Source organism: Vibrio sp. 10N.247.311.12, assembly GCF_041467515.1.
Lineage (GTDB): Bacteria > Pseudomonadota > Gammaproteobacteria > Enterobacterales > Vibrionaceae > Vibrio > Vibrio crassostreae_C.
The window spans coordinates 14606-39610 of sequence record NZ_JBFSUV010000010.1 but is presented as its reverse complement, the minus strand read 5'-3'; the positions used below and the strand labels follow the sequence as shown (position 1 = coordinate 39610).

Below are 25005 nucleotides of genomic sequence, written 5' to 3'. Positions count from 1 at the left end.
CTCACAATAGTCCGGTGTTCAAGGGGGAGGACCAAAAGCTAAGTCTTCGAATAATTTGAAGAGCAGTTGCGGGATGCGAGTAAGCGAGATGCGAGAGACTAAAAGCGGATTCCAGATACTTCGTTCCTCGCCTCTAAAGCAACAGAATGGCGGAATGACGGAGTCGTGAGATTATTAACTTAATAAAAGTAGTCGTCATTCCCTACAGTGAGGGACGAACGTGATAGGGAATCTAATTCAACGGATAAATGGCGGAGCAGAGGGCTCGCTAAGGTTGTCGAACCATAAGGTTATACAGTCAAAGGTTATACATGCGGTCAAAGCCAATCAATAAACCAAGGAGCAGTATGACATTGTTCGGAAGAATATTCGGGAGCCAGTCTTCGATTAGCAAGGGGTTAGATGCACTCACTAACACAGGAGATGCGATGTTTTTTACTGATGAAGAAAAAGCGAAGCACAAGCTGGCACTGCTTAAAGCGTATGAACCTTTTAAGTTGGTACAGCGCTACATTGTGTTGTTGTTCACCATTCCTTATGTGGCACTGCATGTGATGGTTATTTTAGGCTGCATGCACGGCTACGATTGGAAACCATTAGGGGAAATGACCAATGAAGCGTTTGGTTATCCGGTGCTAGCGGCGATTGGATTGTATTTAACGGGTGGCGTGGTGAAGAAGTAGAAAAGCAGATTCGAGTAGCGGGTAAACGAGATGCGGAGAGATTAAGAGCGAGGACAAGAATATGATAGTGGTGCTTTTAGCTCCTCCCCTTTATCACGACTGTTACTTGGCAGAAAATATCAATATAAGGGGAGGCTGGGAGGGGTTGATTAGGCATCGCTAGCAACCCCCTCTAACTCCCCCTTCTATTAACACCATCACTCACAATAGTCCGGTGTTCAAGGGGGAGAACCAAAAGCTAAGTCTTCGAATAATTTGAAGATTGGATAAAGAATAGATACGGGTGGCGGGTAGACGGGATTCGAAGAGCTAAAAGAGCAGATTCGAGCAGCGGGTAAACGAGTAACAAGAGATGAAGAACGGATTCGAGATGCGCTTTTCGTATCTCGCCACTCGCATCCCGTTACTGTCTTTAGCTCTTCGTTTACCCGGTTACTCGCATCTCGTTACTGCTCTTTAACTTTATTTCTTGTCGCTCGAATATGCGTAATTATAGTAACCGTAGCCGTATGAGCTTGATGCTTTCTTCTCGATGGCGTTGAAGATAACGCCTTTCACTTCGATGCCCGATTGTTCGAAGCGGTTGCGAGCTACATCGATCTCTTTAATGGTGTTTTGACCGTAACGCGCGACCATTAATGTGGTGCCAGCGAAGGCGCCGACAATGCTTGGGTCGGTTACCGCAAGTACGGGCGGGGTATCAACAATCACCAAATCATACTCTTTCGATGCCCATTCCATTAGTTCTGCAAAGCGTGGGCGCATCAGCAGCTCTGATGGGTTCGGTGGCACTTGGCCGCGAGTAATAATATCTAGGTTCTCTACCGGTGTGGTTTTCACTGATTGAGCGAACTCTTGCTTGCCGCTCAGCACATCAGAAAGACCATTGTCCCAGTTCACACCAAAGCTTTGTTGTAGGTAACCTTTTCGCATATCGGCATCAATCAACAATACTTTCTGGCCTGTTTTTGCGGCTACTGCGGCAAAGTTAGTCGAGATGAATGATTTACCAATGCCTGGCGCAGGGCCAGAGATCATCAAGATGTTATTTTTCGCTTCTAGCATTGCGAAGTGCAAACTGGTGCGAAGGCCACGCAGCGCTTCAACCGAAAGATCGGCAGGGTTCGATTCGGCAAGTAGTGCTTGTGTACCCTCAGTTTGCTTTTTCTTCGATTTAAAACGGTTGGTTAGCTCAATTTGTAAATCAGATTTTGGTACCGCTGCGTAAACCGGCAGGCCGATTTGTTCAATTTGGTCTGGGCTTTCAACACCACGGTGGAACGCCGCTTTCACTAATACAAATGCGACACTTAACATGCCACCCAGTAGCGTCGCTAATACAACAATCAATGGCTTCTTAGGTTTAACGGCACGAGCATAAGCTTGCGCGTCATCTAAGATACGAACGTTACCGACCGTACCGGCTTTAATAATGCTCAGTTCTTGAACCTTGTTTAAAAGCTGGATGTAGATCTGTTGGTTTACTTCAACATCACGTGTCATACGCAGTACTTCACGTTGTGTTTTTGGCAGCTTTTGCACTTGCTTGTTCAGGCGCTCTCGCTCGCCCAACAACGTTTTACGCTTATCAATCAGTGACTTATACGCCGGGTGATCTTTAGTGAAACGCTGACTGATATCACTCTCTTTAAACGTCAGTTCATTCAATTGCGCTTCAAGCTCTACCATTACCTTCAGGGTTGATTGTGCTTCTAAACCCAAATCGATCGATTCGTTCTTTTGACGATAGTTGTTTAGCGTGTCTTCATAGCCCGTTAGCTCAGATTTAATGCCCGGAAGGTGGCTCTCTAAGAACTGTAAGCTCTTCTCTGCTTCTGCTGAATTGCGTTTCACGTTTTGTAAGAAGTAAGTCTGACTAATATGATTAAGAATTTCAGAAATCTGCTGCTTGTTTTCCCCTTCGAAACTTAGCTTCAAAATACCGGTTTGCTTTCCTTGCTCAGAAAGAGACAAAGAAGATTTCAGCCATTCGATCGCTTGCAATCGGCTACGTTGGCCAATCGAGAATTCAAAACCGTTATGAGATTCGAAACCTGCCACAAACAAGCTGTAGTCGTCGGCTGTGGCTAGCTCACCCACTTTGCCTTTTAGGATAACGCGCTCATCGTCGCGAACTAATTGGTAAGTGCCCTGCTCGACATCGAGAATTTGAATCGTGTGCCCGTAGTCGCTCGCATAGCTTGGCATGTTGAAACGGCTAACCGCAATGTGGTTGATGTCACCGGTTAAGCGCGCAAAGCCCTTACCAACGATAGGTGCATAGTTAGGAGATGTCACAGTCGTTAAGTTAAACTTATCAACCGTTTCACCCAAGATCATACGAGATTTGATGATCTCGACTTCGGTTGTAGCTGAAGATTCTTGAGAGAACAATTCACCCATATCACCAACCATAGAAGAGATGCCACCAGAGCTTTTCTCTTCAATTTGGATCAGGGCATCCGCTTTGTATATCGGCGTCGAAAGCAAAGCAAACGCAATACCAAACACAGCAAAAACGAATGTGGTGAGCATGATTAGCCATTTAGCATCTAATAAGATGCCAAGCAGTTTTCCTAAATCTATCTCATCAGAGTTATCTGTATGCGATTGCTGAGAGGGTTGTGTTGTCATTTGTTTGCTACTTCCTAAAGTATTGCTATTTAAGAGACTATATACGCTCCGCGTACTTCTCTTTTATATTATTCCGTTGGTGGCTTTGCCATGCCTACATTTAGAGCATGACATTTAAAAAGCTGTCTATTTAAAACCTACTGCATCTAAAATCTATTGCATTTAAACCTACAGTTTTTTTGCCCAAGCTTGCGCCGCTTCGTCAATCAGCTTATAAGCGTGTTCAAACGCCTCACGACTTTGACGATAAGGGTCAGGAATGTCTTTCTGGCCAATCCACTGACCAAACAGCATCGTTTTTCCGCGAGCCTCCGGCGATATTTGAGTAAGCGCTTCTAAATGGCCCTTCTCCATCACCAAGATCAAGTCATACTGAGCACAAAGCTGTGGCGTAACTTGCTGAGACTGATGGTTTTCAACATCAACCCCATTTTCAGCGGCGATTAAAATGGCAGTGTCGTCTGCAGGCTTACCAATTAAACGGCTTTTCTCGGCCGCGATACCGGCAGAGGCCACTTCTTTGTTGGGCAGCAAGTTTTGTAAAACTCGCTCTCCCGTCGGGGAACGACAAATGTTGCCCACGCAGACGACTAAAATTTTATTAAACATAATGGTCTCTAATTGTATTGGGCCTATAAGCTGGGTTTACTTTTAGATGTAAAAATCAGGTTACACGCACAATGCAACCTGATGATTAATTAGGGTTTATTACAAACTAGGGCTTATTACCAATTACGGACGCGCAACATACCTTCGGTCAGCTCGTTAAAGCCAGAAATGGTAGGCACAAGCTGTCCAATTACACGGTTCCAGCGGCTGATGGGTGCTGCCGTTACGTAAACAATATCATAAGGCTTTAAATCAAACTCGGTGCCAATCACTAAAGCTGATGCATCTTCCATATTCAGTTGGTAGATGTCTGCCATGCGTTCTGATTTATCATCAGAAGTTCGGATCACAAACACACCCGTTGCATCTGCCGTCAGCTGGTTAATACCACCTACGTTGCTGAGTGCTTCGGTTAGGCTCATCCCAACGCGATCAATCTTAAGTAGTTGAGGATCGTTCACTTCACCCATCACGAACACTTTCTGGTTGTCATTACGCGGTACGTGAACAATATCACCGGCTTGCAGTAAGCGGTTTTGGGTTAGGTCACCACGTTGCATTAAACCGTAAAGTGAAAGGTTCTCTTCCACGCCATTGCGGGTTAATGAAACATTACGCCAATCAGCATCTTCAGACAAACCGCCAGAACGGTTCACGGCATCCAATAACGTTAAGGGGATATTAGTAATCGCTTGTTGGCCAGGGTTTGAAACCTCACCGGTAATGTAGGTTTTCTTAGATCGGAAAGCCGCTACGTTTACATCAACTTGAGGGCTTTCGATGTATTTCGCCAAACGTTCCGCTATATCAGAACGAATTTCACGAACCGTTTTTCCTGCCACTTCGACTGTACCAATGTATGGGTAGAAGATAGTGCCGTCAGCATGAACCCAGTTACCCGCTTCAGTACTACTACGGTAAGAACCCGCAGGAATCGTCAGTTCAGGGTGATCCCAGATCGTAATATTTAAGATATCGCCCACACCGACTTTGTATTCATACTTTGCGATGTCTACGTCGAGTTCAGGGTTGGCTTGTGACACCGACAATGTACCCGTTTGGTAAGTCGATACTGATTGAGCTGTCAGTGGGTAAAGGTTAACCACATCAGAGATATCAGATTCTTGCTGTTCCTCTGAAGGCTGAATCACATTCTTGTTGCCAGTAGAAAGGTGAGTTCCTGGAGTAGTACACCCTGCAAGCAATACAGGAAGGAGCGCTAAAAGGAGACGATTTTTATTAATCTTCATGTTAACCAAGTCATAGAAACGGAATGTGTCGTGATATCCCAAAGGACACCCAAAGAAGTTAGAACAAACAATTTTATCAGCTACGCAGTATTTAATAGAGTTAAGGAGGGCTATTACTGTGATATCGCTCCCACTTAATATCAAAGATAGGAACGCTACCGCCCTTTGATATTCCGCGACATCACACTGCGTAGTTAATCTGCCTCTATCTATCTGGAATTGAGATAGAGGTTTTTTGTCATAAACCGAGCCAAAGATCGGACTTTCACACGGTTATTTTATTGCGTATGCATTATCCACAATTTGTGTTTATTATCAACCTAGTTGAATGGTTAAAGAGCAGATACGGGATTCGAGTGAACGAGTGGCGAAGAGCTAAAGAGCAGATGAGAGTAGCGAGATACGAGTAAACGAAGAGCCTAAAGCCGTGTCGGGATGCTTTTAGCTCCTCCCCTTTATCACAACTGTTGCTTGGCAGAAAATACCAACATAAGGGGAGGCTGGGAGGGGTTGGTAACACATAGATTAATATCCCCCTCTAACTCCCCCTTTGATGAACATCACCGATCAAAAACGAACGGCGTTCAAGGGGGAGAACCAAAAGCTAGACCCAATGAATATCACGATATCTTAAGCTATTCGTTATTCGATTATTCGAGACTGCTCTTTCCCCGCTCTTCGTATCCCGCTTACTCGTCACCCGTATCTGCTTTCGATCTACTTAACGCTACTCGGCCTTTGGAACCAAGGTGAGCGAGCATCGGTTTGATCGAACAAGTTGTATTGCTTGTTCAGCACTTGGCCGCCGTCACGCGTGATCGGTAACCAGGTAAAACCTGCGCGGCTTGAGCTTGGTTTCACAGTAACAAGATCGAACGGAATCGATACATAGAAGCCTTTGGTGTAGCTGCCTTCACCGTATTCTTCGGTTGTCATGTCGGTTAAGCTAACAAACGCACCAGCAATCACGCCGCTCTTGAACTGCTTAGAGAAGTCGACACGAGTCCCGACATCACCCGCAAGAAATTTACCGACCCCCACTTTAAACAAGGTATCGCTCAAGAAGTCCCATTGTGGGGTGTAGTAACCGGTGATGAAGCCCGTCGTGCCCTTATCGATCACTTTGTACGTTCGGCTACTGTCATCTGGGTTAACTTGAATCTCTTGATCAAATGTGCCGAACCAACTTTCAGGATCGCGCTGGCTTATTGCAGTCATGTCTGCACCAATGGCCCAGTTTTGGTTGAATGGTCGATACAGGATTTCGCCACCCACACCCGCAAACATGCTTTCAAGGTACCCCCCGTAAGCTTGGGTGTAGACACCGCTGCCGTAGTCTTCAAACCACGTCAGTTGTAAGCGATCTAAGCGAACCGGATCATCAACATAAGAGCGGAACAAGGTTCTTACCCTTGGCGTTTGGTCAGTGCCGTCTGATGGGACGGTATAGTTAAACTTGTCGTAGTTATCGACTAAGTTAACGTACAAAGAGCCCGACAGTTCAACATTGTTTAACGCCCAGAACGAAGCGTTGGTGTATAAACCCAAACTGTATAAATAGAAGTTTTCAGCCGAACCGAACGATTGAGCTAGGTTTGGTGAAATCGACACATCGAATCGCTCACGCCCATCATGATAAATAACGGATTTCTTACGCTCTAACTCGTGAGTATCGGTTGCATCACTGGTTTGAGCATTGAGATAACTGTTATTAGCCGCCGCTTTGAACGCTTGTGCATCTACCGTTGTCTCAGTGAGTTCCATCGATTTATCATTTTCGATGATTTTATAAGTATCGATGTAACTCGGCACCGCGTTGGCAATCACGGTCGCACCACGCTCAAGGGCGATATCTCTGTCTCGGTATTTAACCTGAGTACCCTTTACCACAATACTATTATCGTCGACCAAGATTTGCGCTTGTTCATAGCCCGCGATCGTTTCAAGTTCTTCTGCAAGGGCCGCCATATCAATATCGTCAACCGTATCGACACCACTTGGGCGCAATTCTGCTGTTTCAGTATCTCGCCACACAGAATACATTTCATTGAAGTTGGTAGAAAGATCGAAGCCAAGGGTTAAAGTATCGCCTCGCTCATAGCTGACTTTCGCCGAACCCCAATCAGTGAAATGGTACACAGCACCCACGTTCCATGGCGTGTGCTGTGTCATGTCGACACCACCACGTACTACAGGGAAGTCTTGAGAGTAATCGTTGCCATCGTATTCAAGCTTTAAGGTTAACGGCTTATAAGGGGTTTGGTATTCAAAGCCGCCATAAATTGCAGCATCGCCTTTAAACCAACGCTCAAAGTCAACACTGCCGCCATTGCCTTTAAAATCAGACGGGCGTTCACAATACTTGTCACTGGCTTTGCACAGTGGGTTAGTGAAATTGCCACTGGTGCCCATGTATCCCCAAGCCATGCCCAAAGTGAAATCAACGGGGCCAAAACGCTTGGTTGCCGCGACAAATTCGCCATCAAACAAGCCAGTACCACCGAAGTCACGCACGCCTACTGACACTTCTGGTAAGTAGTACCCTTCTTCGATTAAACGCAGTTTAAAGTCGATGCCTTTATCTGTGTATTTAGTACAGCCACTGAATGAGTTTTGAGAGCAATCTTGATTGCCACCACCGCTATAAAAGAGATCTTGTACTTGTGTATAACGAATGGTGGTTTCAAGCCAAGGCATCACCTGCAGGCTGACGTTATAAAAGTAGTATTCGTTATTAAACGAGGCGCTAAAGTTGAACTCACCTTCTGGTGCCATTCGGCCTGTTGGCATTTGCATTAAGCCAACACCACCAAAGTTCATTTGCGACGTTCTGTATTCTGTGTCGTCGAATGGGGATTTTTCTGCTCGAATTGAAGAGGAATCAATGATTGTTTCTGCTCTAGTCGACATGCTATTGGTCATTAATAAAGCACAGGTAACCGATGCACACACTGCCGATAGAGGGAATGATTTCTGTTTCAGCATTACAGGCCAACCTTATGACGTAGCAAATCGACAATATCTTGGTTCAACGTTGAGTATTCCGATGGCAAAGAGTAGAACGCCATAAATACGATGGCACCTGGTGCTAAGTAAACCGGCTGTTCGTTCCAGTATGCGTATTGAATGGTTTGCACCACGCCATCTGGCTGAACAACATACGCCACACTTTTATCTGCAGATTCACCAATAAAGCCATTCGGTAATGCATCGAGGTAATCATTCAACGTACCATGCTCAATCAGATTCATTGTTACCGACTCTTTCATTGCACCCATCAACTGAATGGACGTTGGTCGTTGTGGTAAGTACAGAGAAAAGGCTTGAGTTTGACTGTCTGACGGCTTGTTAGTATGAGAACTTGAAACAAGCAGTGGGTTCTTATCTGATTGAGAGATAACGGCATTACGGTCTAACTCAATAAAAACTCGATTGAGGTATTGGAAAGAGGCTAACTGTTGACGCACTAAGTTTGCTTCTGGTTCTTCTACCGAGAAAGCATCAAGTTGGTTAAATACATTGCGCTTTTTGGCTTCGATAGCTTTGTTAGATTCGTTAGATTCGCTAGCTTGAGTATTGGTTTTATCAAACAGTTGAGCCGAAAGGGGGAAGTAACCAATACTGCCGCTAGCATTTTCGTTAGAGCTAGCATTCGCATTAAAGCTAGCGTTAGCGTCGTCTAACACCTGAAGCAATCTAACGTTAGCTTTATACTCAAGCGTGACACCTTGAAGAGGAAGCTCGATTGTTGTTTTAATCGACGAAGAGCGTTCAGGCGTAACAAGATCAGAAGCCGAAGAAGCGGAGCTCAAAGCAAACAAAGCGCTGATCATTAACAGAGCTCTCATCGTTAATAAAGTTCTCACCAATGGCAACCGACGTCCCGTCATTTTTGATGTATGACTCATATAATTCATCATTTTAGTTCATTACCCTGTTCGTTAATTGCTTTGATAATGCTTAAGGACGGTTAACTCAAGCCTTGTCATATCAGGGCCTAAATACTGTATGGTTTTTACCACTTTGCCTTCGCTGTCGACCCAATATTCGTTGGTGATGTCTTGTTCTAATATTGGGAATTGAATTTTTTCTTGGAATTTCTTGGTATCGATAGACGCTAACGGAGTTTCAACCGTGTCATTTCCCACATACGTTCGGGTGATGTTCGCTTTATAGCCGAATCGATAGTTAGGTTGCCAGTCGTAAACCGCTTGCCACTTTTGGGCACCGGGGTTAGCTGACACATCAAACGCATAAGCAGAGTCTGGCGACGAGCTGTTTGCAGAAGAGAATGTATTTAACGGTTGGAATGCCAAACCAGATAGGTTTTCGTAAGGAAGCAATAGCGTTTGTACGACACGTCCATTTTCAGTGACGATCATCGCTTTGTCAGAAGACATCCACTTTAACTGCTCTGCGCCCGTTTGCGGGTTTTCACCGACGTACGCTAAGACCATGAAGATCTTACCTTGGTCATTCACTTCGGCATAAATGCTGGAATAAGGTAACGTTTGAATGTATTCCTTGGATAGCTCAACATCGGAGCTTCCAAAAAAGGCTTCATCAAAAGTAGAGTTAACGTCTTGAAACTGCTGAGAACAACCAGCAAGAAAAAGACCAAGAGATATGATTAGAGGTTTAAGCATGACGAGTTCTGCTTCCTAGCAATCTGGTTGCTGATGTCCAATATGGAAAATTAATCAATTAGATATAAAAAAACCACTTTATGCTTTCACATAAAATGGTTTTAAACGCCTACTCAAAAATTATCGAGTCGTTGTTGTCGTTGTTGCACCGCTTTCGTTAGAAGCAACCGCTACTGCTGCTGCTGCCGCTACTGCTGCTGTCGCTACTGCTACTGTTGTAGCCGTACCAGTTGCAGCTGCAGATGCACCAGCGCCTGCTGCTGTACCAGTACCTGAACCAGTACCCGCCGCTGCTGTTTCTTCAGCTGCAAATGCAGCACCTGAGAAGCTAACTGCTAATGCAGCTGCTAGAGCCATCTTTTTCATAATGATTTCCATTAATATAAACGTTTATATGTAGAAGATGATTTTCACACCCTCAAACAGTTGCTCAGCTTAAACAACTGATTGATCATCATAGATAATAACCACAATCAAGTAAATGGATAAATCATAAGCAATACCTTATAAAGCATTATTTAGGAAATAGCGTCACATAAAGAGGACCTTCGAGGGTATTTATAGCACTATAAAACACATTGGTACAAGACAGAAACTAGAGCAGAGTAGAATGCCATACTAAAATAAACTAAGAGCATAAGTTCACTATTGAGCTTATAAAATAAACCGCAGCCAACTGTTTGCTATTAGTGAGTAACTAGACTCTGTAGCCAGAGCCTTTACCTAATACGGTTTGAGTAATGTTTGGAGGTCAGTCTGGCATTCTATGTGTAAAGGGTAGAAAAGATGGCTAGTGTATATAGACACCAGCCATTAAAGCTAATTAATCTTCTTTTCTAAATAAAAACCGAATTAAAACTACCGAAAAGCCCAACATACCACCGAATAATGTACCAAGAACAATAATCAAAGCACGCTTAGGTTTATCTCGAGTTATCGGCTGCTCAACATTTTCTAGGTAACGGAACGTTTGAAAATCAACAGAACGGTCAATTTCAAGGTTATTAAGCATATCCAACTTTGCGTCAATCTGCTGAAGACGAGGTTCAATGACACTCAGATTTTTAACAGATTCTAAAGCCTTGATTTTTGCATCTAAACCCTTAGCACCTAAATCAATACTAAACAGCTCCTTTTCATTACCGGTTTGGATTGGTCTATCGACGCCTGCAGACTTAGCAATTTGGGAAGCGTATTTTGCTCGCTCAGTTTCGACCAATAATTGATTGCTTGCCTGACTTTCTAAGATTCTTTTCTGTTGAATCAACTCATTTTTTTTGCCACTAACTACGGCATATAAATTATTGAACGCATCTTGATGCACTTTTGATTCTGTAGCCAAAACGTAATCTGTTAATAGATTGAAACTACTCTCTTTGGTTGTTGTTTGAAAAGTAATGATATACGGTGACCTAGGGTCATTCCTATCAACTTTAGAGGCGGAGACTCTATCGAACCATTTATTATATAACACTCTAGTTTCATCGGTACTACTCTCAGAGCTACTGCTAAATACAGAATCTTTAAACTCTTGGAATTCGGTACTTTCATCTAAGAAAGCTTTCTTATTGTTAGTTGAGTTAAATGCATTTACAAAGCGTTGGAATAACACCTCTGAACTCACTAAACGATTAAGTTCGTTGCTAACAAGGACCGTGCCATCTTCTTGATAGAGATCAAAAACAGGTTGAAACTGCTTCACTTGGCGTTGATACGCAGCCAAATTTTGAGGTTGAGGCTCTGTGATCTTTGCATTAGAAGACCACCATTCTTGAGACAGAAAAGCCAAACCAATACTACTAACAAAAAATAAAGCAGTAACCAATATCACAATTAATTTTCCGTCCCACAGGGCTCCAAACAGCTCCCTCATATTAACGTCATCATTCGTTGCGTACATTGGTGAATTTTGCGGGGAGTACGATTGTGGTTGCGTCTGCTGCTTCACTGTAAGTCTCTCAAAACATCTGAATTTAATAACGGCAGGATGCTATCACACCGTATGCTTTTAATCTTGTGTGGTTTGTAAACGTTATGAAAACGGTTTTCAGACTACTCACAATTGACTGTATTCTAATTCAATCGGCACTTTGCATGCAAGATAGCCACAGGCTGTTAACTTAACTTTCCCAGTAACCTTCGCCATCAACTGTATCTGTATGGGCATCAGTTTAGGGTTTTCTACGTATATTAGGCGGTTGCTCGCCTAGGGTAGTGGACAAGATGCCGATCGTTTTACTCTCCATGGATTACTGCTTGCGGTGATGCTTGTTGGTTTTGCATCAACACTCGGGCTGATTTTTAGCAATACCGCGGCTTGTTATACCAATGGTAAGTAGCAGTGCCATTCGAAGGATTGTTGAACGACTTCCTAGCTAGCATAATACTGAACTCGTTCAATTCAAAAAAACGGTGTTAAAAAATTCGCGCAATATTTGCTCCAGTTTACAGTCAAAACTGGAATTCAAGATCAAGAAACGTCCTAGATGAAAGGAGCGAGTATGAAAAATACGGTTTACATTCACCTCATAAAAAGGCTTACCAGTTATGGGGGGAGTTCCAATTAGAGCTTAACTGCGATAGAGAAAGATCACGTAGATCATTCCCCCTTCTTTTATCTAGCAGCCAAATACACTAAAATAGTTCCAAATACATTATTAGGCTGAATCGTGCTCATTTCATTTATTGACCTCTCTTTCCTGTTTTTCTTTTCCCTTGCAACAACTTTTACAATGCGTAAATTTGCAAAAAAAATAGGGTTAGTCGACAAGCCAAATGCTCGTAAGTTGCACAATGGTGCTATTCCCTTAGTTGGTGGGCTATCCATTTGTATCTCTATACTTTATTTCTTATTCAATAACCCAACCATTCTACCGTATACCGAGCTATACGCCGCGTGTATCTTCATACTTGTTAGCGTTGGAGTTTTGGATGATAAATACGACATCAGCTTTAAATTAAGGTTTGCAGTGCAAGCAGGTCTTTCTATCGTTATGATGATTGTTGGCGGTATTGAACTTAGTACTATAGGAGATGTATTTGGTAGCGGTGATGTCATTACACTAGGTTGGTTTGGTTACTTTGTAACCATGATTGCGGTCGTGGGAGCGATCAATGCATTCAATATGGTCGACGGAATTGATGGCCTGCTGGGCGGGTTATCTATCGTAACCTTTGGTGGGTTAGGAATAATGCTTAACCATGATGGTCAATCGAGTTTTGCCTACATTTGTTTAGTATTGGTCGTTGTGATTATTCCGTATATCCTGTTAAACCTTGGTGCCTTTGGCCGAAAAAGAAAGGTGTTTATGGGGGACGCTGGGAGTATGTTGATTGGTTTTACTGTTATCTGGCTATTGCTGCTATCTAGTCAAAATGGAAGCACTCCACCACTGCGTCCAGTTACCGCGTTATGGCTAATTGCAGTGCCGTTGATGGACATGGCTGCTATTATGATTCGTAGAATAAGAAGAGGAGACTCTCCTTTTAAGCCTGATCGTGAACATTTACATCACATTTTCCAACGTCTAGGTTTAAGCTCAACACAAACACTTATCGTTATTTGTAGTATTGCAACTCTCTACGCGGCAGTCGGAATTTCTGGTGAAATACTAAACATCCCAGAATATGTCATGTTCTACGCTTTTGTAATTTGCTTTACAATCTATCTTGCGCTTCTAAGTAATGTCTGGAAGATTCTATCCTATCTTAGAACGAAATGTGCCAAATGACAATTGCTCCTAATTCAAGTTACTGCTGTTTAGTATTTATCTAAAATAATATCGAAATGCATATTATTGCCCAAGGGTTAATATGCATATAGTTACCTCTTGGACAATGATATATTCTAAAAAACTCATTTTAATCGAGTTAATTCATGCCTAGGCATGCAGCTAGGTTCCCTCCTGGTTTTTATCGTACAGAACCCTTTATAAACCAAAGTGATTAGCACTTAAACAAACCAAAGAACTGAAATTTTGAAACTAATAAGTCTCAATCCACATCCTCCCAAGAAAAGCAGATAGATGACAAGCGTGTTTTAGCTGGTTTTACTTTCGGAAAATAATATAAAAAACCGTTAATTGGCTTCATTTTCAGCCTAGAACAAATTTTTCAGAATAGGTAACTCGAACTATTTGAAACATCTACATCGGTAAAGCAAACCAATTACAACCAAATATACAATAAGCGTTTGACCATGATACATAGGAATATCTGTTAATCCTGATACAATATATATAATCGGTATACTAATGAGTAAGTCCTTTCCTAATAAAGATAAATCTTTGAAAAAAAACACTGGGAACAACATGAAGCTCAGATATATCAAAACTCCTCCCCCTCCTTGTTGAACAAGTTTGTTTAATATTTCATTGTGTGGATGAGGAGCCGTAATTACATTTTTTGTCAACTCACCTTTATCGTATAACTTTTTCAATTCAGACTTATAGTCTTTAACCCCCAAGATAGGGCTACCATCAGCTATAGTTATAGCGGTGTTCCATAATTGTAGTCGAACACCAATAGAGGTACTTAGGTTACCTTGTTCGATTGCAGAGAATTCAGACATGGTTCTTTGATATCGTTCATATACAAAACCCTTACTAAACAATGCAATAACAGAAACAACAATAACCATTAATACAATATTTTTACTGAACTTTATTCTCTTTATATTCCTTATAGAGACTACCATTACAGCAAAAGCCAGAGCAAGCCACACACCACGACTCTCACTCAACAAAACACTTGAAGTTGCAAAAGCAAATCCACTAAAAAGGAGTAGTGCTTTATTTTTACTCTGCTCATATATAGCTAATATAAAAGCTGTTATAGCAAATGAGGCTCCGAGTGTTGCATAAGGTATAGGGTTAACTGGCAGTGACATTCGAGATTTACCCAAGTAAACTTGATAGTAAACTGAAACACCCAGTATACAAACAGAACCTAAAATCACTAAAGCCTGTAAGTGTAGAGTCTTTAACTTATCATAAGGCAAAAAAAGTATGATAAAAAATGCTCCAATCGCAGCGCGAGACTCTCGCCCACTAAAGTCCCCCTTATATATATAACTTACACCAATAAAAAACAAATATAGTACAATTAAATATAACCACCAATTATTACTAAAGTTAGATCGAATTATAGTAGCACGATAAACAAAAAAAGAAGCAACTGTAGCGACAAGTATAATTACTGAAAGAACTTTATCACCATTCTCAAAGATAAATAACCCACTAAAAACCCAAATAAATGGTAGATAAATAAATATATTTAAAGCCTGTTTCTTAATCATAACTAAACCTTGAAAGAAAAACCTAGGACTGTACCAATTTGATATTCGATACCAACTACCTTTTGTAGTTAAGGATAATATCGTTAATAAAACCACTCGGGCTACAATGTCTTTATCTCAGGAATATATTTGAGATTTTCTAACCAATCGTTACTGCTAACTAAAAAAAATACAGGGTGCGGATAATTTAATTTCACTTCCTACTCACTCCCAAAAATTGCTTTAATCATTATTTCCATCTTAAAATGGCTAGTGTGGATGATGTATCGAAGAGAAAACAGGCAACTCATCTTACTATTTAATACAAACCTCTCATCAAACTTATCGTAAGCGATACATAAGACGAAAGGCTTTATTTAGCTATATATTACTTCCAAGTAGTCGGTCGACTAAATGTAGGTACTTTCATATTGCTGTGAGACTTTATCCCAAGTATAACGCTTAAGCGCTATCGCCTTCATTGCTTCACCATTCCCCTCTAATCCACCCAACCCGTTAGTGTTCAAAATAAGGTTAAGTAGACTATCACTATTACTGAAATACAATGCACTATCTTCAGTGCTGTAACGATTAAAGCTACAGTCGAATGCGAAAACAGGCACACCAAAATGCATCATCTCAACTAACGAGGGGTTAGTGCCACCTGCCGAATGACCATGAAGATACAAAGAACAACCTTGACGAAGCTTATATAGTTCATCAATATCATAAATAGGATCCAGTAGTTCAACATTAGTAAATTTGGCGTACTCAAGTCTAATTTTACGTCCGTATTCGCTTGCATCCCAATTGCCAACAAATTTTATTGGTAATGAAGTTCTTGAATAGGCCTCAAGAATCATCTCAACGTTATTTTCTGGTTCTATACGACACAACCCTAAAGCATAACTTTGAGAGTTAATAGATTGAGTTGGGGTTTCTGGTTTTGCGTGATCACCACCGTAAGCTATTGTTTCCGAATTTAACCCATATTCTTTATAGACGTAATCCGTAATAGCCTGGTTATCAGTAACAACAACATCAGAATACCTGACAGCCATTGATTCAGAGAACTTTAAGAAACGTTTCACGAGCCCTCCCCACTTCTCCCGCTTCCACTCTAAACCATCAATATTTGTCACTATTTTCGCTTTGGAGAATAGCTTAAAAATAGGAAGGAAAATACAACCAGAAACGCCCAAAATAAGAACCACATCAGGTTTTATTTTCCAAGATTTGATCAGCGATAGTATATCATAGAAGATGCTTTGAGCGCCGTTAGCCCTTAGTGGTAAATAATGCAACTGGGCTTGGTTATACTCTTGCATATGTGTCTGATAGCTTTTTGACGAACAAAAAACAATGTACTGAGTTCCACTGTCTTTATTTAAAGTCAAGTTCTCAACAAGCGACTCAAAGCCACCATAACACGCTGGGATTCCAACAGTGCCAACAACTATTACTCGCTTCATTTTAGTTTAGTAACCTCACTCAATAAGAGTCCATTCATATCCTTATTAGAAAGTAATGGTGTGCTATTAGACGGTATTAAAGGCCACGATATATTAACTAGCTGATCGTCCCATGCTAATGATTGCTCAGCGCTAGGGTTATAATAGTCCGTACATTTATAAACAAACTCCGCCTCATCACTCGTCACATAGAACCCATGAGCAAACCCTTCTGGCACCCACAATTGACGTTTGTTTTCAGCTGATAAATATTCACCGACCCATTGACCAAACGTTGGTGAGTCTTTGCGAATATCAACTGCAACATCAAACACTTCACCTGAAACAACGCGTACTAACTTCCCTTGAGTATTCTCTGTTTGGTAATGCAGGCCTCGTAAGATACCTTTCTTCGATTTAGAGTGATTATCTTGTACAAATTGAGTCGGCTTTCCCGTTACTAGTTTTTCAAATTTCTTTTGATTCCAGGTTTCCATAAAGAAACCACGCTCATCACCAAACACACTTGGTTCTATGATTTTCACATCAGGAATACGAGTATCGATTACTTTCATTTTGTTATTCCGTATACGCTTGAATATTGTTTAACGCAGCCTTCCAGTCACTCGCTTTAACCGAGAAACCTAGCGTTATTTTTTCGGTACCTAATCGAGAATTGCTTGGGCGCTTAGCTGGTGTTGGGTATTGGTCAGTGGTAATACTCGTTAAACTTGGTTTATTTGCAAGAACTCCTTGCCCAACGGCAATACCAAAAATGGCATCAGCAAAGTCAAACCAACTCACATGAGGCAAACCCGAGTAATGGTAAACACCGTAATCCACTGCGTCCCCCTGAGTAATGTACTTCGCGATTTGAATCAATGTACCCGCTATATCGCCCGCATATGTCGGTCCGCCAAACTGATCACCCACAATACTTAATGCGTCTCTATTTTCTCCTAAACGCAGCATTGTTTTCACGAAATTATTGCCGTTCTCACCAAATACCCATGCAGTACGAAGGATAATATGTTTATCACACGCCTCGGCAACGGCGATTTCACCGGCGAGCTTACTTTTACCGTAAACCCCTTGCGGGTTTGTAGCATCCGTTTCCACATACTCGCCAACTTTATCGCCTTCAAAGACATAATCGGTCGAGATATGCAGCATTGCAGCACCAACACTCTGAGCGGCTTGCGCTAAGTATTTAGGACCATCACGGTTTATTGCATAAGAAAGGTCGACTTCCTCTTCAGCCTTGTCAACAGCAGTATGAGCTGCGGCATTGATAATGATGGTTGGTTGAAATTCGGTAACAGCAGAATAGACTGCCTCTTGATTAGTAATATCAAGATGCTCTCTATCGAGCGCTAACACTTCAGCATTCTCATGGTTCGCTAACTGCTCAGTTAGACTCGAACCAACTTGGCCATGGCAACCTGTAATTAAAATACGCATTAGCTGACGGTCCTTTTTTGAGCTTCATTCACTAAACGGGTCAGGTACTGCCCATATTCGTTTTTCATCATCGGTTTCGCTAAAGTCAGAACTTGCTCATCACTCAGCCAACCATTGCGCCACGCAATTTCTTCTAAACAAGCCACTTTCAAACCTTGAACATTTTCAATCGTTTGAACGAAAGAAGACGCTTCGTGCAAGCTCTCATGCGTACCAGTATCTAACCACGCAAAGCCACGACCAAGTAGTTCTACGTTTAATGATCCGTCATTTAAATACATTTCATTGAGTGTCGTAATTTCTAACTCGCCACGGTGTGATGGCTTAACCTGCTTGGCCATTTCCACCACACGATTATCGTAGAAATACAAACCTGTTACGGCATAGTTGGACTTTGGTGTTTCCGGCTTTTCTTCAATTGAAACAGCCTTCATCTCTTCATCAAATTCGACCACACCGAAACGCTCAGGATCTTTCACTTGGTAACCAAACACGGTTGCACCCGATTCTCTTGAAGCGGCACTTTGTAGCATTTTAGAAAAAGATTGACCATAGAAGATGTTATCGCCAAGTACTAAACAAACGCTGTCATCACCAATGAACTCTTCACCAATAATAAACGCTTGTGCTAAGCCATCTGGGCTTGGTTGAATAGCGTACTCAAGGTTGATACCAAAATCAGAGCCATCACCCAACAGGCGCTTAAAACCGGCATTATCTTCTGGTGTCGTGATTATTAAAATATCTTTAATACCAGCGAGCATTAAAGTCGAAACTGGGTAAAATACCATCGGCTTATCGTAGATAGGCAATAGCTGCTTTGATACGCCGCGAGTCAATGGGTATAAACGTGTGCCGGAACCACCCGCTAATACAATACCTTTCATTAGTTACCTTCCTTTGATTCAACGGTTTCTACACCCAAACGCTCACGTTGGTAGCTACCATCTTGCACGTTTTGACACCATGTTGAGTTGTCTAGGTACCATTGCACTGTTTTACGAAGACCTGTTTCAAACGTCTCTTCTGGCATCCAATCTAGTTCACGTTGCATTTTAGATGAGTCAATGGCGTAACGGCGGTCATGACCAGGACGATCTTGAACGTACGTGATCTGCTCTGCATACGCTGACTCTTTCGGTACTAGCGTATCTAGGATGTTGCAAATCGTATTCACGACCTCAAGGTTTTTCTTCTCGTTGTGACCACCGATGTTGTAAGTCTCGCCTACTTTACCTTCAGTCACTACTTTGTATAGTGCACGAGCATGGTCTTCCACAAACAGCCAATCACGAATTTGATCGCCTTTTCCGTAGATAGGAAGATCTTTTCCTTCCAGAGCATTTAAAATGACAAGTGGGATCAGTTTTTCAGGAAAGTGATATGGGCCGTAGTTATTTGAGCAGTTAGTAACGATAGTTGGCAGGCCGTAAGTACGTAACCATGCACGAACTAAATGATCACTTGATGCTTTTGAAGCAGAGTAGGGGCTAGATGGTTCATAAGGTGTCGTCTCTAAGAACATCGGCAGGTCTGTACCTTCTGGAACATCATCAGGATGTGGAAGGTCACCATACACTTCATCCGTCGAGATATGATGAAAACGGAACTCTGTTTTTGCTTTGTCTGACAGCGTATTCCAGTACTCTCGAGTAGCTTCCAGTAAGGTGTATGTGCCAACGACATTCGTTTCAATAAACGCAGCAGGGCCAGTGATAGAGCGATCAACATGCGATTCAGCTGCAAGGTGCATTACCGCATCAGGTTTATATTGCTCAAAAACACGGGCAAGCTCTGAACGATTACAGATGTCCACTTTCTCGAATCCATAACGTTCGTTCGAATCGACTTCAACAAGAGACTCTAAGTTACCAGCGTAGGTTAGGCAATCAACATTAACAACTTCATCATGAGTGTTCTCTATTATATGTCTAATAACAGCACTTCCTATAAATCCAGCACCGCCTGTTACTAATATTTTCATTAATCAATTACTCACAGTCAAAATAGCAACCCAATGTTTGCTTTACAATATGTTTAGAATGATACTTTCTATCAAAAATAAGCTTCGAACGCCCTTTATTTCTATCAATCAAAGCGCTGTCTATATTAATAATAGCTGAGGCTAATGAAATAGACGATTTAGGCTTAATAAGATCGCCATTCCAACGGTCAACAACAGTTTCATTACAACCAGGAGCATCTGTAGTCACGATATATTTGTCGTAATATAGAGCCTCGATTATCGCGCGGGGAGTCCCTTCTCTATAAGAAGGGAGTACCACTACATCACTCAATTGGATATATTGAAAGATATTAGGTTTGTGTTCAAAAAAAATCGCATTTCTTAATTTCGTGTTGGAAATTTTTGTTTTTGTCATACCTGATGCTTCATCTAATGATGGAGAACCTATATGTAGAAAAACGAAATCATCTCTTACCAGATTGATGCGCTCAATGGCCTCTATATACTCGTTGATACCTTTTTCAAACAATGCTCTGCTAGGATATAAAACGAGTAACTCATGTCCCAAAAATCCATGCTGCTTTAAAAATTCCACCTTATTTATAGGTTTAACCTTATTGCTTGGAATCATGCTTGGATCAAATCCTGAACCATTAGTTACTAAAACCTTATCTGACTTCAGTAGTCCCTTAGATAGAAAGTAGTTTGCATCATCATGGTTCTGAAAGAATATATTATTAGATCTCCTACCCAAAATACGATAAATCCAATTAACTAATAATCGGCCAAACCAATAGCTAACTTTATCATAGGAATAGAGGAGTCCCATCCCCGTTACTGATAGGTATAATCTATTTTTATTATTAGAGAGTATACTAGCAAGCCCACCAACAACATTAGCTTTATGTGTAAAACAATGAATAATATCTGGTTTAACTTCTAATATTTTATTTAATATAAAAACAAACAATTTTATAATTGATACTAACCCAATAGACCTTCCAGAAAAGTCTGCAGTATGCGTTACAACACCCATACGTTTCAAGTCACCAATAAAGCTTCCTTCCGGACTAGATGCAGTAGAAATACTATGCACTTCATGTCCTTGCTCAATTAAGGCCTTGATAATTGGATAACGAAATTTGTATAAAGCGCCATCAGAGTTGCAGATTAATAGACATTTAGCCATTAAAATCACCTTCAATAAAATCTAAGTATTTATCGCATTGTGACTCAAGGGTATACCCTTCCCTTACCACACGATTACCTTCAAGTCCTATTTTCAATCTGAGTTTTTCATCATTGATAAGTTTAAAAAGCATTTCATACCATTCATCATCATCGTGAGCGTATAACCCCGACTCACCATTCTTAACTAAAACACTATTCTCGCCCACAGGACTGCAAACCACGGGTTTAGACATTGCCATATATTGAATCAATTTAAAAGCACACTTACCTTTTTCAAATCGAGAATCATTCAAAGGCATAATACCTATATCAATATAACTTAGTTCCAATATTTCATGCTCTTCCGACCATTGAATTACTTTATTTCTAAAACGCAAATTTTCACAAAACTCTTTATCTGCACCAATCAAGTGAACTTCGACGTCTAAATTCTCCTGCAAGCGACTAATCGCGCTCTCCACACTTAGCAGATATTGGGATGAAGTTGGGGAACCAATCCAACCAATAACAATTTTATTGTCACTTCTGGAGCGTTTACATTTTTCCTTATTATACCTTTGGTAGTCAATCACAGTTGGTATTTTTACCACTCTTCGAGCTCCCACTGACTTAGCAAATCTTAGTATATATTCACTTCCAGCATTAACTCCGCTTGCCCATTGGATAATTCGACGATGCTTGTTATACAGAAAAGAAAAGAAGTAACTCTCTTTAAACTTATCATAATTATGCCAAACAGCATCGTCATAATCTAAAATATAATTACGCCCAGTCACTTTGAACATCCATTCAAAGATCGGAGGAAAGTACGGAACCACCTCTTTTTCAATTATTAAAATAGATTTATTGTCCAATAACAAATATAAAGAAACCGCCAGTCTTTTTAATATTGCCCATATTGCGAGAAAGTAATACAGCTTATTACCTGAATATTTAAGAATCAAATAATCATCACAAAAAAGGGGGGCGTGAACAACCTTATATCCTTTCCCAATAAGAAAAGGAAAATATTGTAGACTGCGATATCTACTGCTAGCACCTAAACTTTGATGCTTAGTTAGATAAAATATCTTTTTCATTGTTAATTTTCTCTCGAATATGATAGAAACAATACATGATAGAAACAAGTTCCATAATAACACTTGCAATTAAGATCGAGTATTCATTAAAAATCCCGGCCAATGTTATTATTAAAATGAAATTAACACATAATGATATAATGCTAATTTTAAAAACATGGGAAACAAGGTTAAACTTAAATAGCAAGAAAGACTGAATTGAAGTGAACATTGAAAGTGTAGCTGATATAAAAAAGAACATAAAGAATATTGGCTTCATATCATACAAATAATAAGCAAGCATGCAAACAAATACAACAGATAAATAAACAAATCGAGAACTATAAAACAAATATTCTTTCATCACACGAAAGAATGATACAGCATTATTGATTGATGATTTAGCTATCTTATCAACATAGTAACTGCTTGAAATATACGTTGTGACAAAAATAAAAATAGAAACCATCAACATATAGTTACCTATTATCACTATATCTTTCTCTAAGAGTAGTATTGGCATCAATAGTGCGTAAACTCTTCCTCCCAATATTGATAGACAATTTTGCATGTAGAAATATTTACCGTCGAGTATATTTAGATCACACGAAAAACCATGTGAAGCATTGTCTTTACGGGAGACATTAACTCGCCAACTTGAATAATAAACAACGCATTCAATAAGCCTATATGCAAGAACTAAATATAGAACCCAACTATAATAAGGAAAAAATATTAGTATAGGAAAAATAGAAAACAAAAAAACAGGGAAAGAAAGTATATAACTATACTCTTTATTAACAAAGTAAAATGAACTATATGAAACATTAATCGAAGAAAGCAAACAAATAAATTGCATCGATAATATTATATTTACTTCCATATCAAAGAAAAAATATAATATAGCTGAAATGAGCGTAGAAAAAGGAATGGCCACCAAAATTTTATAGTATAAAATTTTGGTTACCCCCCCAGTAAAGCTATCACTTTTAGAAGATAGCTTCGATAACATGTACTTTAGTGGGAATATATCGACTAGAGTCAAAAATATTACACAAATAGGAATTAAAATAACAACCTTTGAGTAATTATATTCATCCATCACAATACTAGAGATAAACATCAAGCCTATGTATAGGCCTGAGTTAGCAGCTCGAAAAGAGAATCTTCCTACGCTATTCCATATTGATTTGTTTAACATAGAGCAAAGCAACCCTCTTAAATAATGCGCATACTAACAGCAAAAAAGATAAGTAAAGGATAGTGTCATTAAACTTATAAGCAACTAATGACAAAACACAAACAGGTAAAAATGATGCATACAAAAAGGTTATTGTGAAGTTTCTCTTTATTTTAGAAAAATAGTCTACAGCTGACAATACAAAACCTAAAACAATAGATGATAGAAAAGCACCCCATAGAGATAACTCATTTATAATAGCAAGATGCATAGTATAGACATTTGTAACAACCCCTCCTACCTCGATAAAATCTAGCACAGAGGAATTAACTGAAATATATTCAAAGCCTAAGACCTTATTAACAATTAAATAAAACTTATTCAGTATTGTAGGTAGATAAGGTTCAAATATTACATTGTTGTATGTAAATAATTTTCCGTCTAAAGCATAAAGTGCGCCTATTGCATAGTCGTAGGGATAAAGAAGAACATTTGTAGTCAAACTAGATAGATCATTCAGACTATTCAAACTTCCCACATCATTGTCTATAGCTTTCCCGGTAAAAACAGAAAATAAGATAATGAACAAGTAAAATAATACAACTGCGATAATACTAAAATAAATCAATCTTATATCATTAGTGTTTGTCCGTCGATACTTCACACCGAACATCATTATTATACATGTGATGAAGTTAATTTTAGCCCCAGTAAAAAGCAGGCTAAGCAATACCAAAGCAATTCCAATGTATTCGACCTTATACAATTTGGTAAAACATGACTTATAGACAGCAAGGCAACAACTTAAAGAACCAAATATATAATAATAAATCAGAACTCCCGTATCGTTATTAATTTTATTAATATTTGATCTTGCTTGACCACTAAACAGAAAGTTTAAAAGACCAATTTCTTTTTCAATAGTTACTATAAAAACTAAAAAAAGAGAAAACCATATTAGCCAGGATAACTTTGTTAGTGATGCTATATTTTTTAAATTTTCAAAATCATTGTTCTCATGATAATCTAGACTAGAGTCACCTTCAAAAGATAAGTAAGAAATAACATACGATAAATTAAAAGCTAACAAATAACATAGCAAATATAGCCGAATCTCAACACTAAGCTCTCCAAAGGAAGATAGATCGAGTTGAGCTAGAAAAATTGCAAACAGCCAAGTCATATTGAAAACAAGATAAAGACTAAGCCCCCCATTATCTAACCTAGCTTTTAAAGCAATGACCGTAAAAATCATTAAGAACAAAAATATTATAAACATAAAATAATCATTTCAACCTAAATAATCAGAGTAACATCATTAAAAACTATATGGTCGCTAAGCTTTTATAATATTTAATTTCAATATAGAAATGAACATATCTCTATCAAAGATCACATAAACCACTTAATCAGAATTCCGACAAGCTATCTTAAACTAATATAAATTATAGAGGTTCATAACTCTGATTGACTCCAACATCAAACTACTCCAGCTAAAAAACTCTATTCGAGAAAGTGAAGAGTTACACAGAGTCTTGCTAGCAAGATAATATCCATTAATAAATAACCTAACCTTATTATGGGTTAAAATATCACCTGCT

The 25005-nt window shown here is 40.0% G+C and carries 20 protein-coding genes and 1 pseudogene; 3 read left to right on the top strand and 18 right to left on the bottom strand.

The genetic code is table 11. The annotated features are described in order from the left end of the window. Nucleotides 1-347: 347 nt before the first annotated feature. The gene (locus tag AB6E30_RS06510; RefSeq protein WP_004733275.1) at nt 348-683 is read left to right on the top strand and encodes a hypothetical protein; all 336 of its coding nucleotides are present in this window, start codon (nt 348-350) and stop codon (nt 681-683) included. 462 nt (nt 684-1145) lie between these two features. Here the strand turns inward: AB6E30_RS06510 and AB6E30_RS06505 are convergent, their stop codons facing one another. The 8 genes from AB6E30_RS06505 to AB6E30_RS06470 form a co-directional block, all read right to left on the bottom strand. Further along, nucleotides 1146-3317, bottom strand: a complete 2172-nt coding sequence (locus tag AB6E30_RS06505) for a polysaccharide biosynthesis tyrosine autokinase (protein WP_372102989.1) — start codon at nt 3315-3317, stop codon at nt 1146-1148. Nucleotides 3318-3485: 168 nt separating this feature from the next. Next, nucleotides 3486-3926: a low molecular weight protein-tyrosine-phosphatase gene (locus tag AB6E30_RS06500; RefSeq protein ID WP_017069276.1), complete on the bottom strand. Its 441-nt coding sequence runs from the start codon at nt 3924-3926 to the stop codon at nt 3486-3488. Nucleotides 3927-4042: 116 nt separating this feature from the next. After that, complete coding sequence (locus tag AB6E30_RS06495) at nt 4043-5176, bottom strand: polysaccharide export protein (protein WP_372102987.1); 1134 nt, start codon at nt 5174-5176, stop codon at nt 4043-4045. Nucleotides 5177-5893: 717 nt separating this feature from the next. Beyond that, the gene (locus tag AB6E30_RS06490) at nt 5894-8161 is read right to left on the bottom strand and encodes a YjbH domain-containing protein (protein ID WP_372102985.1); all 2268 of its coding nucleotides are present in this window, start codon (nt 8159-8161) and stop codon (nt 5894-5896) included. After that, nucleotides 8161-9096 (bottom strand): capsule biosynthesis GfcC family protein, encoded by a 936-nt coding sequence (locus AB6E30_RS06485; protein ID WP_372102984.1) that lies wholly within the window; start codon nt 9094-9096, stop codon nt 8161-8163. The genes AB6E30_RS06490 and AB6E30_RS06485 overlap by 1 nt, the downstream gene beginning before the upstream one ends. Before the next feature lie 21 nt (nt 9097-9117). Then, entirely contained in the window at nt 9118-9822 is a 705-nt protein-coding gene (locus AB6E30_RS06480; protein WP_372102982.1) for a YjbF family lipoprotein, read from the bottom strand. Nucleotides 9823-9942: 120 nt separating this feature from the next. After that, complete coding sequence (locus AB6E30_RS06475; RefSeq protein WP_017060480.1) at nt 9943-10188, bottom strand: hypothetical protein; 246 nt, start codon at nt 10186-10188, stop codon at nt 9943-9945. Nucleotides 10189-10645: 457 nt separating this feature from the next. Continuing rightward, a complete protein-coding gene (locus AB6E30_RS06470) occupies nt 10646-11770 on the bottom strand; it encodes an LPS O-antigen chain length determinant protein WzzB (protein ID WP_029235106.1) in 1125 nt (374 codons plus the stop codon). 163 nt (nt 11771-11933) lie between these two features. Between AB6E30_RS06470 and AB6E30_RS06465 the strand changes: the two are divergent. Next, nucleotides 11934-12122: pseudogene (locus tag AB6E30_RS06465) on the top strand (MATE family efflux transporter); the annotation flags it as partial. Nucleotides 12123-12491: 369 nt separating this feature from the next. Beyond that, nucleotides 12492-13553, top strand: coding sequence for a UDP-N-acetylglucosamine--undecaprenyl-phosphate N-acetylglucosaminephosphotransferase (wecA, locus tag AB6E30_RS06460; RefSeq protein ID WP_372102980.1), 1062 nt, complete (start codon nt 12492-12494; stop codon nt 13551-13553). Nucleotides 13554-13954: 401 nt separating this feature from the next. Here wecA and AB6E30_RS06455 read toward each other — a convergent pair whose 3' ends face one another. From AB6E30_RS06455 to AB6E30_RS06410, 10 genes are all read right to left on the bottom strand, one after another. Then, nucleotides 13955-15118, bottom strand: coding sequence for an O-antigen ligase (locus tag AB6E30_RS06455; RefSeq protein ID WP_102320651.1), 1164 nt, complete (start codon nt 15116-15118; stop codon nt 13955-13957). A gap of 389 nt (nt 15119-15507) precedes the next feature. Next, nucleotides 15508-16569 (bottom strand): DUF1972 domain-containing protein, encoded by a 1062-nt coding sequence (locus AB6E30_RS06450; protein WP_017063119.1) that lies wholly within the window; start codon nt 16567-16569, stop codon nt 15508-15510. Then, on the bottom strand, nt 16566-17123 hold the full coding sequence (gene rfbC / locus AB6E30_RS06445) for a dTDP-4-dehydrorhamnose 3,5-epimerase (protein WP_017063118.1): 558 nt from the start codon (nt 17121-17123) through the stop codon (nt 16566-16568). Before rfbC ends, AB6E30_RS06450 begins: the two co-directional genes overlap by 4 nt. Before the next feature lie 4 nt (nt 17124-17127). Next, nucleotides 17128-18009, bottom strand: coding sequence for a dTDP-4-dehydrorhamnose reductase (rfbD, locus tag AB6E30_RS06440; protein WP_017063117.1), 882 nt, complete (start codon nt 18007-18009; stop codon nt 17128-17130). Next, entirely contained in the window at nt 18009-18896 is an 888-nt protein-coding gene (gene rfbA, locus AB6E30_RS06435) for a glucose-1-phosphate thymidylyltransferase RfbA (protein ID WP_017063116.1), read from the bottom strand. The genes rfbD and rfbA overlap by 1 nt, the downstream gene beginning before the upstream one ends. Continuing rightward, the gene (rfbB, locus tag AB6E30_RS06430; protein ID WP_017063115.1) at nt 18896-19993 is read right to left on the bottom strand and encodes a dTDP-glucose 4,6-dehydratase; all 1098 of its coding nucleotides are present in this window, start codon (nt 19991-19993) and stop codon (nt 18896-18898) included. Before rfbB ends, rfbA begins: the two co-directional genes overlap by 1 nt. Before the next feature lie 7 nt (nt 19994-20000). Continuing rightward, a complete protein-coding gene (locus AB6E30_RS06425) occupies nt 20001-21164 on the bottom strand; it encodes a glycosyltransferase family 4 protein (protein ID WP_017063114.1) in 1164 nt (387 codons plus the stop codon). Beyond that, nucleotides 21157-22245 carry a glycosyltransferase family 4 protein gene (locus AB6E30_RS06420; protein WP_017063113.1) on the bottom strand — a complete coding sequence of 363 codons (1089 nt, stop codon included), beginning with the start codon at nt 22243-22245 and terminating at the stop codon, nt 21157-21159. The genes AB6E30_RS06425 and AB6E30_RS06420 overlap by 8 nt, the downstream gene beginning before the upstream one ends. Then, a complete protein-coding gene (locus AB6E30_RS06415; protein WP_017063112.1) occupies nt 22220-23425 on the bottom strand; it encodes a hypothetical protein in 1206 nt (401 codons plus the stop codon). Before AB6E30_RS06415 ends, AB6E30_RS06420 begins: the two co-directional genes overlap by 26 nt. Further along, nucleotides 23400-24683 (bottom strand): O-antigen polymerase, encoded by a 1284-nt coding sequence (locus AB6E30_RS06410; RefSeq protein ID WP_017063111.1) that lies wholly within the window; start codon nt 24681-24683, stop codon nt 23400-23402. Before AB6E30_RS06410 ends, AB6E30_RS06415 begins: the two co-directional genes overlap by 26 nt. Nucleotides 24684-25005 lie beyond the last annotated feature (322 nt).

What these genes read in the sequence shown, in the direction of transcription:
- AB6E30_RS06475 (WP_017060480.1), bottom strand. Translation starts at nt 10,188, where the DNA reads ATGAAAAAGATGGCTCTAGCAGCTGCATTAGCAGTTAGCTTCTCAGGT.
- AB6E30_RS06410 (WP_017063111.1), bottom strand. Translation starts at nt 24,683, where the DNA reads ATGTTTATAATATTTTTGTTCTTAATGATTTTTACGGTCATTGCTTTA.
- AB6E30_RS06500 (WP_017069276.1), bottom strand. Translation starts at nt 3,926, where the DNA reads ATGTTTAATAAAATTTTAGTCGTCTGCGTGGGCAACATTTGTCGTTCC.
- rfbC (WP_017063118.1), bottom strand. Translation starts at nt 17,123, where the DNA reads ATGAAAGTAATCGATACTCGTATTCCTGATGTGAAAATCATAGAACCA.
- AB6E30_RS06490 (WP_372102985.1), bottom strand. Translation starts at nt 8,161, where the DNA reads ATGCTGAAACAGAAATCATTCCCTCTATCGGCAGTGTGTGCATCGGTT.
- AB6E30_RS06510 (WP_004733275.1), top strand. Translation starts at nt 348, where the DNA reads ATGACATTGTTCGGAAGAATATTCGGGAGCCAGTCTTCGATTAGCAAG.
- rfbD (WP_017063117.1), bottom strand. Translation starts at nt 18,009, where the DNA reads ATGCGTATTTTAATTACAGGTTGCCATGGCCAAGTTGGTTCGAGTCTA.
- AB6E30_RS06455 (WP_102320651.1), bottom strand. Translation starts at nt 15,118, where the DNA reads ATGATTAAGAAACAGGCTTTAAATATATTTATTTATCTACCATTTATT.
- AB6E30_RS06450 (WP_017063119.1), bottom strand. Translation starts at nt 16,569, where the DNA reads ATGAAGCGAGTAATAGTTGTTGGCACTGTTGGAATCCCAGCGTGTTAT.
- rfbB (WP_017063115.1), bottom strand. Translation starts at nt 19,993, where the DNA reads ATGAAAATATTAGTAACAGGCGGTGCTGGATTTATAGGAAGTGCTGTT.
- AB6E30_RS06480 (WP_372102982.1), bottom strand. Translation starts at nt 9,822, where the DNA reads ATGCTTAAACCTCTAATCATATCTCTTGGTCTTTTTCTTGCTGGTTGT.
- AB6E30_RS06420 (WP_017063113.1), bottom strand. Translation starts at nt 22,245, where the DNA reads ATGAAAAAGATATTTTATCTAACTAAGCATCAAAGTTTAGGTGCTAGC.
- rfbA (WP_017063116.1), bottom strand. Translation starts at nt 18,896, where the DNA reads ATGAAAGGTATTGTATTAGCGGGTGGTTCCGGCACACGTTTATACCCA.
- AB6E30_RS06505 (WP_372102989.1), bottom strand. Translation starts at nt 3,317, where the DNA reads ATGACAACACAACCCTCTCAGCAATCGCATACAGATAACTCTGATGAG.
- AB6E30_RS06495 (WP_372102987.1), bottom strand. Translation starts at nt 5,176, where the DNA reads ATGAAGATTAATAAAAATCGTCTCCTTTTAGCGCTCCTTCCTGTATTG.
- AB6E30_RS06485 (WP_372102984.1), bottom strand. Translation starts at nt 9,096, where the DNA reads ATGATGAATTATATGAGTCATACATCAAAAATGACGGGACGTCGGTTG.
- AB6E30_RS06425 (WP_017063114.1), bottom strand. Translation starts at nt 21,164, where the DNA reads ATGGCTAAATGTCTATTAATCTGCAACTCTGATGGCGCTTTATACAAA.
- AB6E30_RS06415 (WP_017063112.1), bottom strand. Translation starts at nt 23,425, where the DNA reads ATGTTAAACAAATCAATATGGAATAGCGTAGGAAGATTCTCTTTTCGA.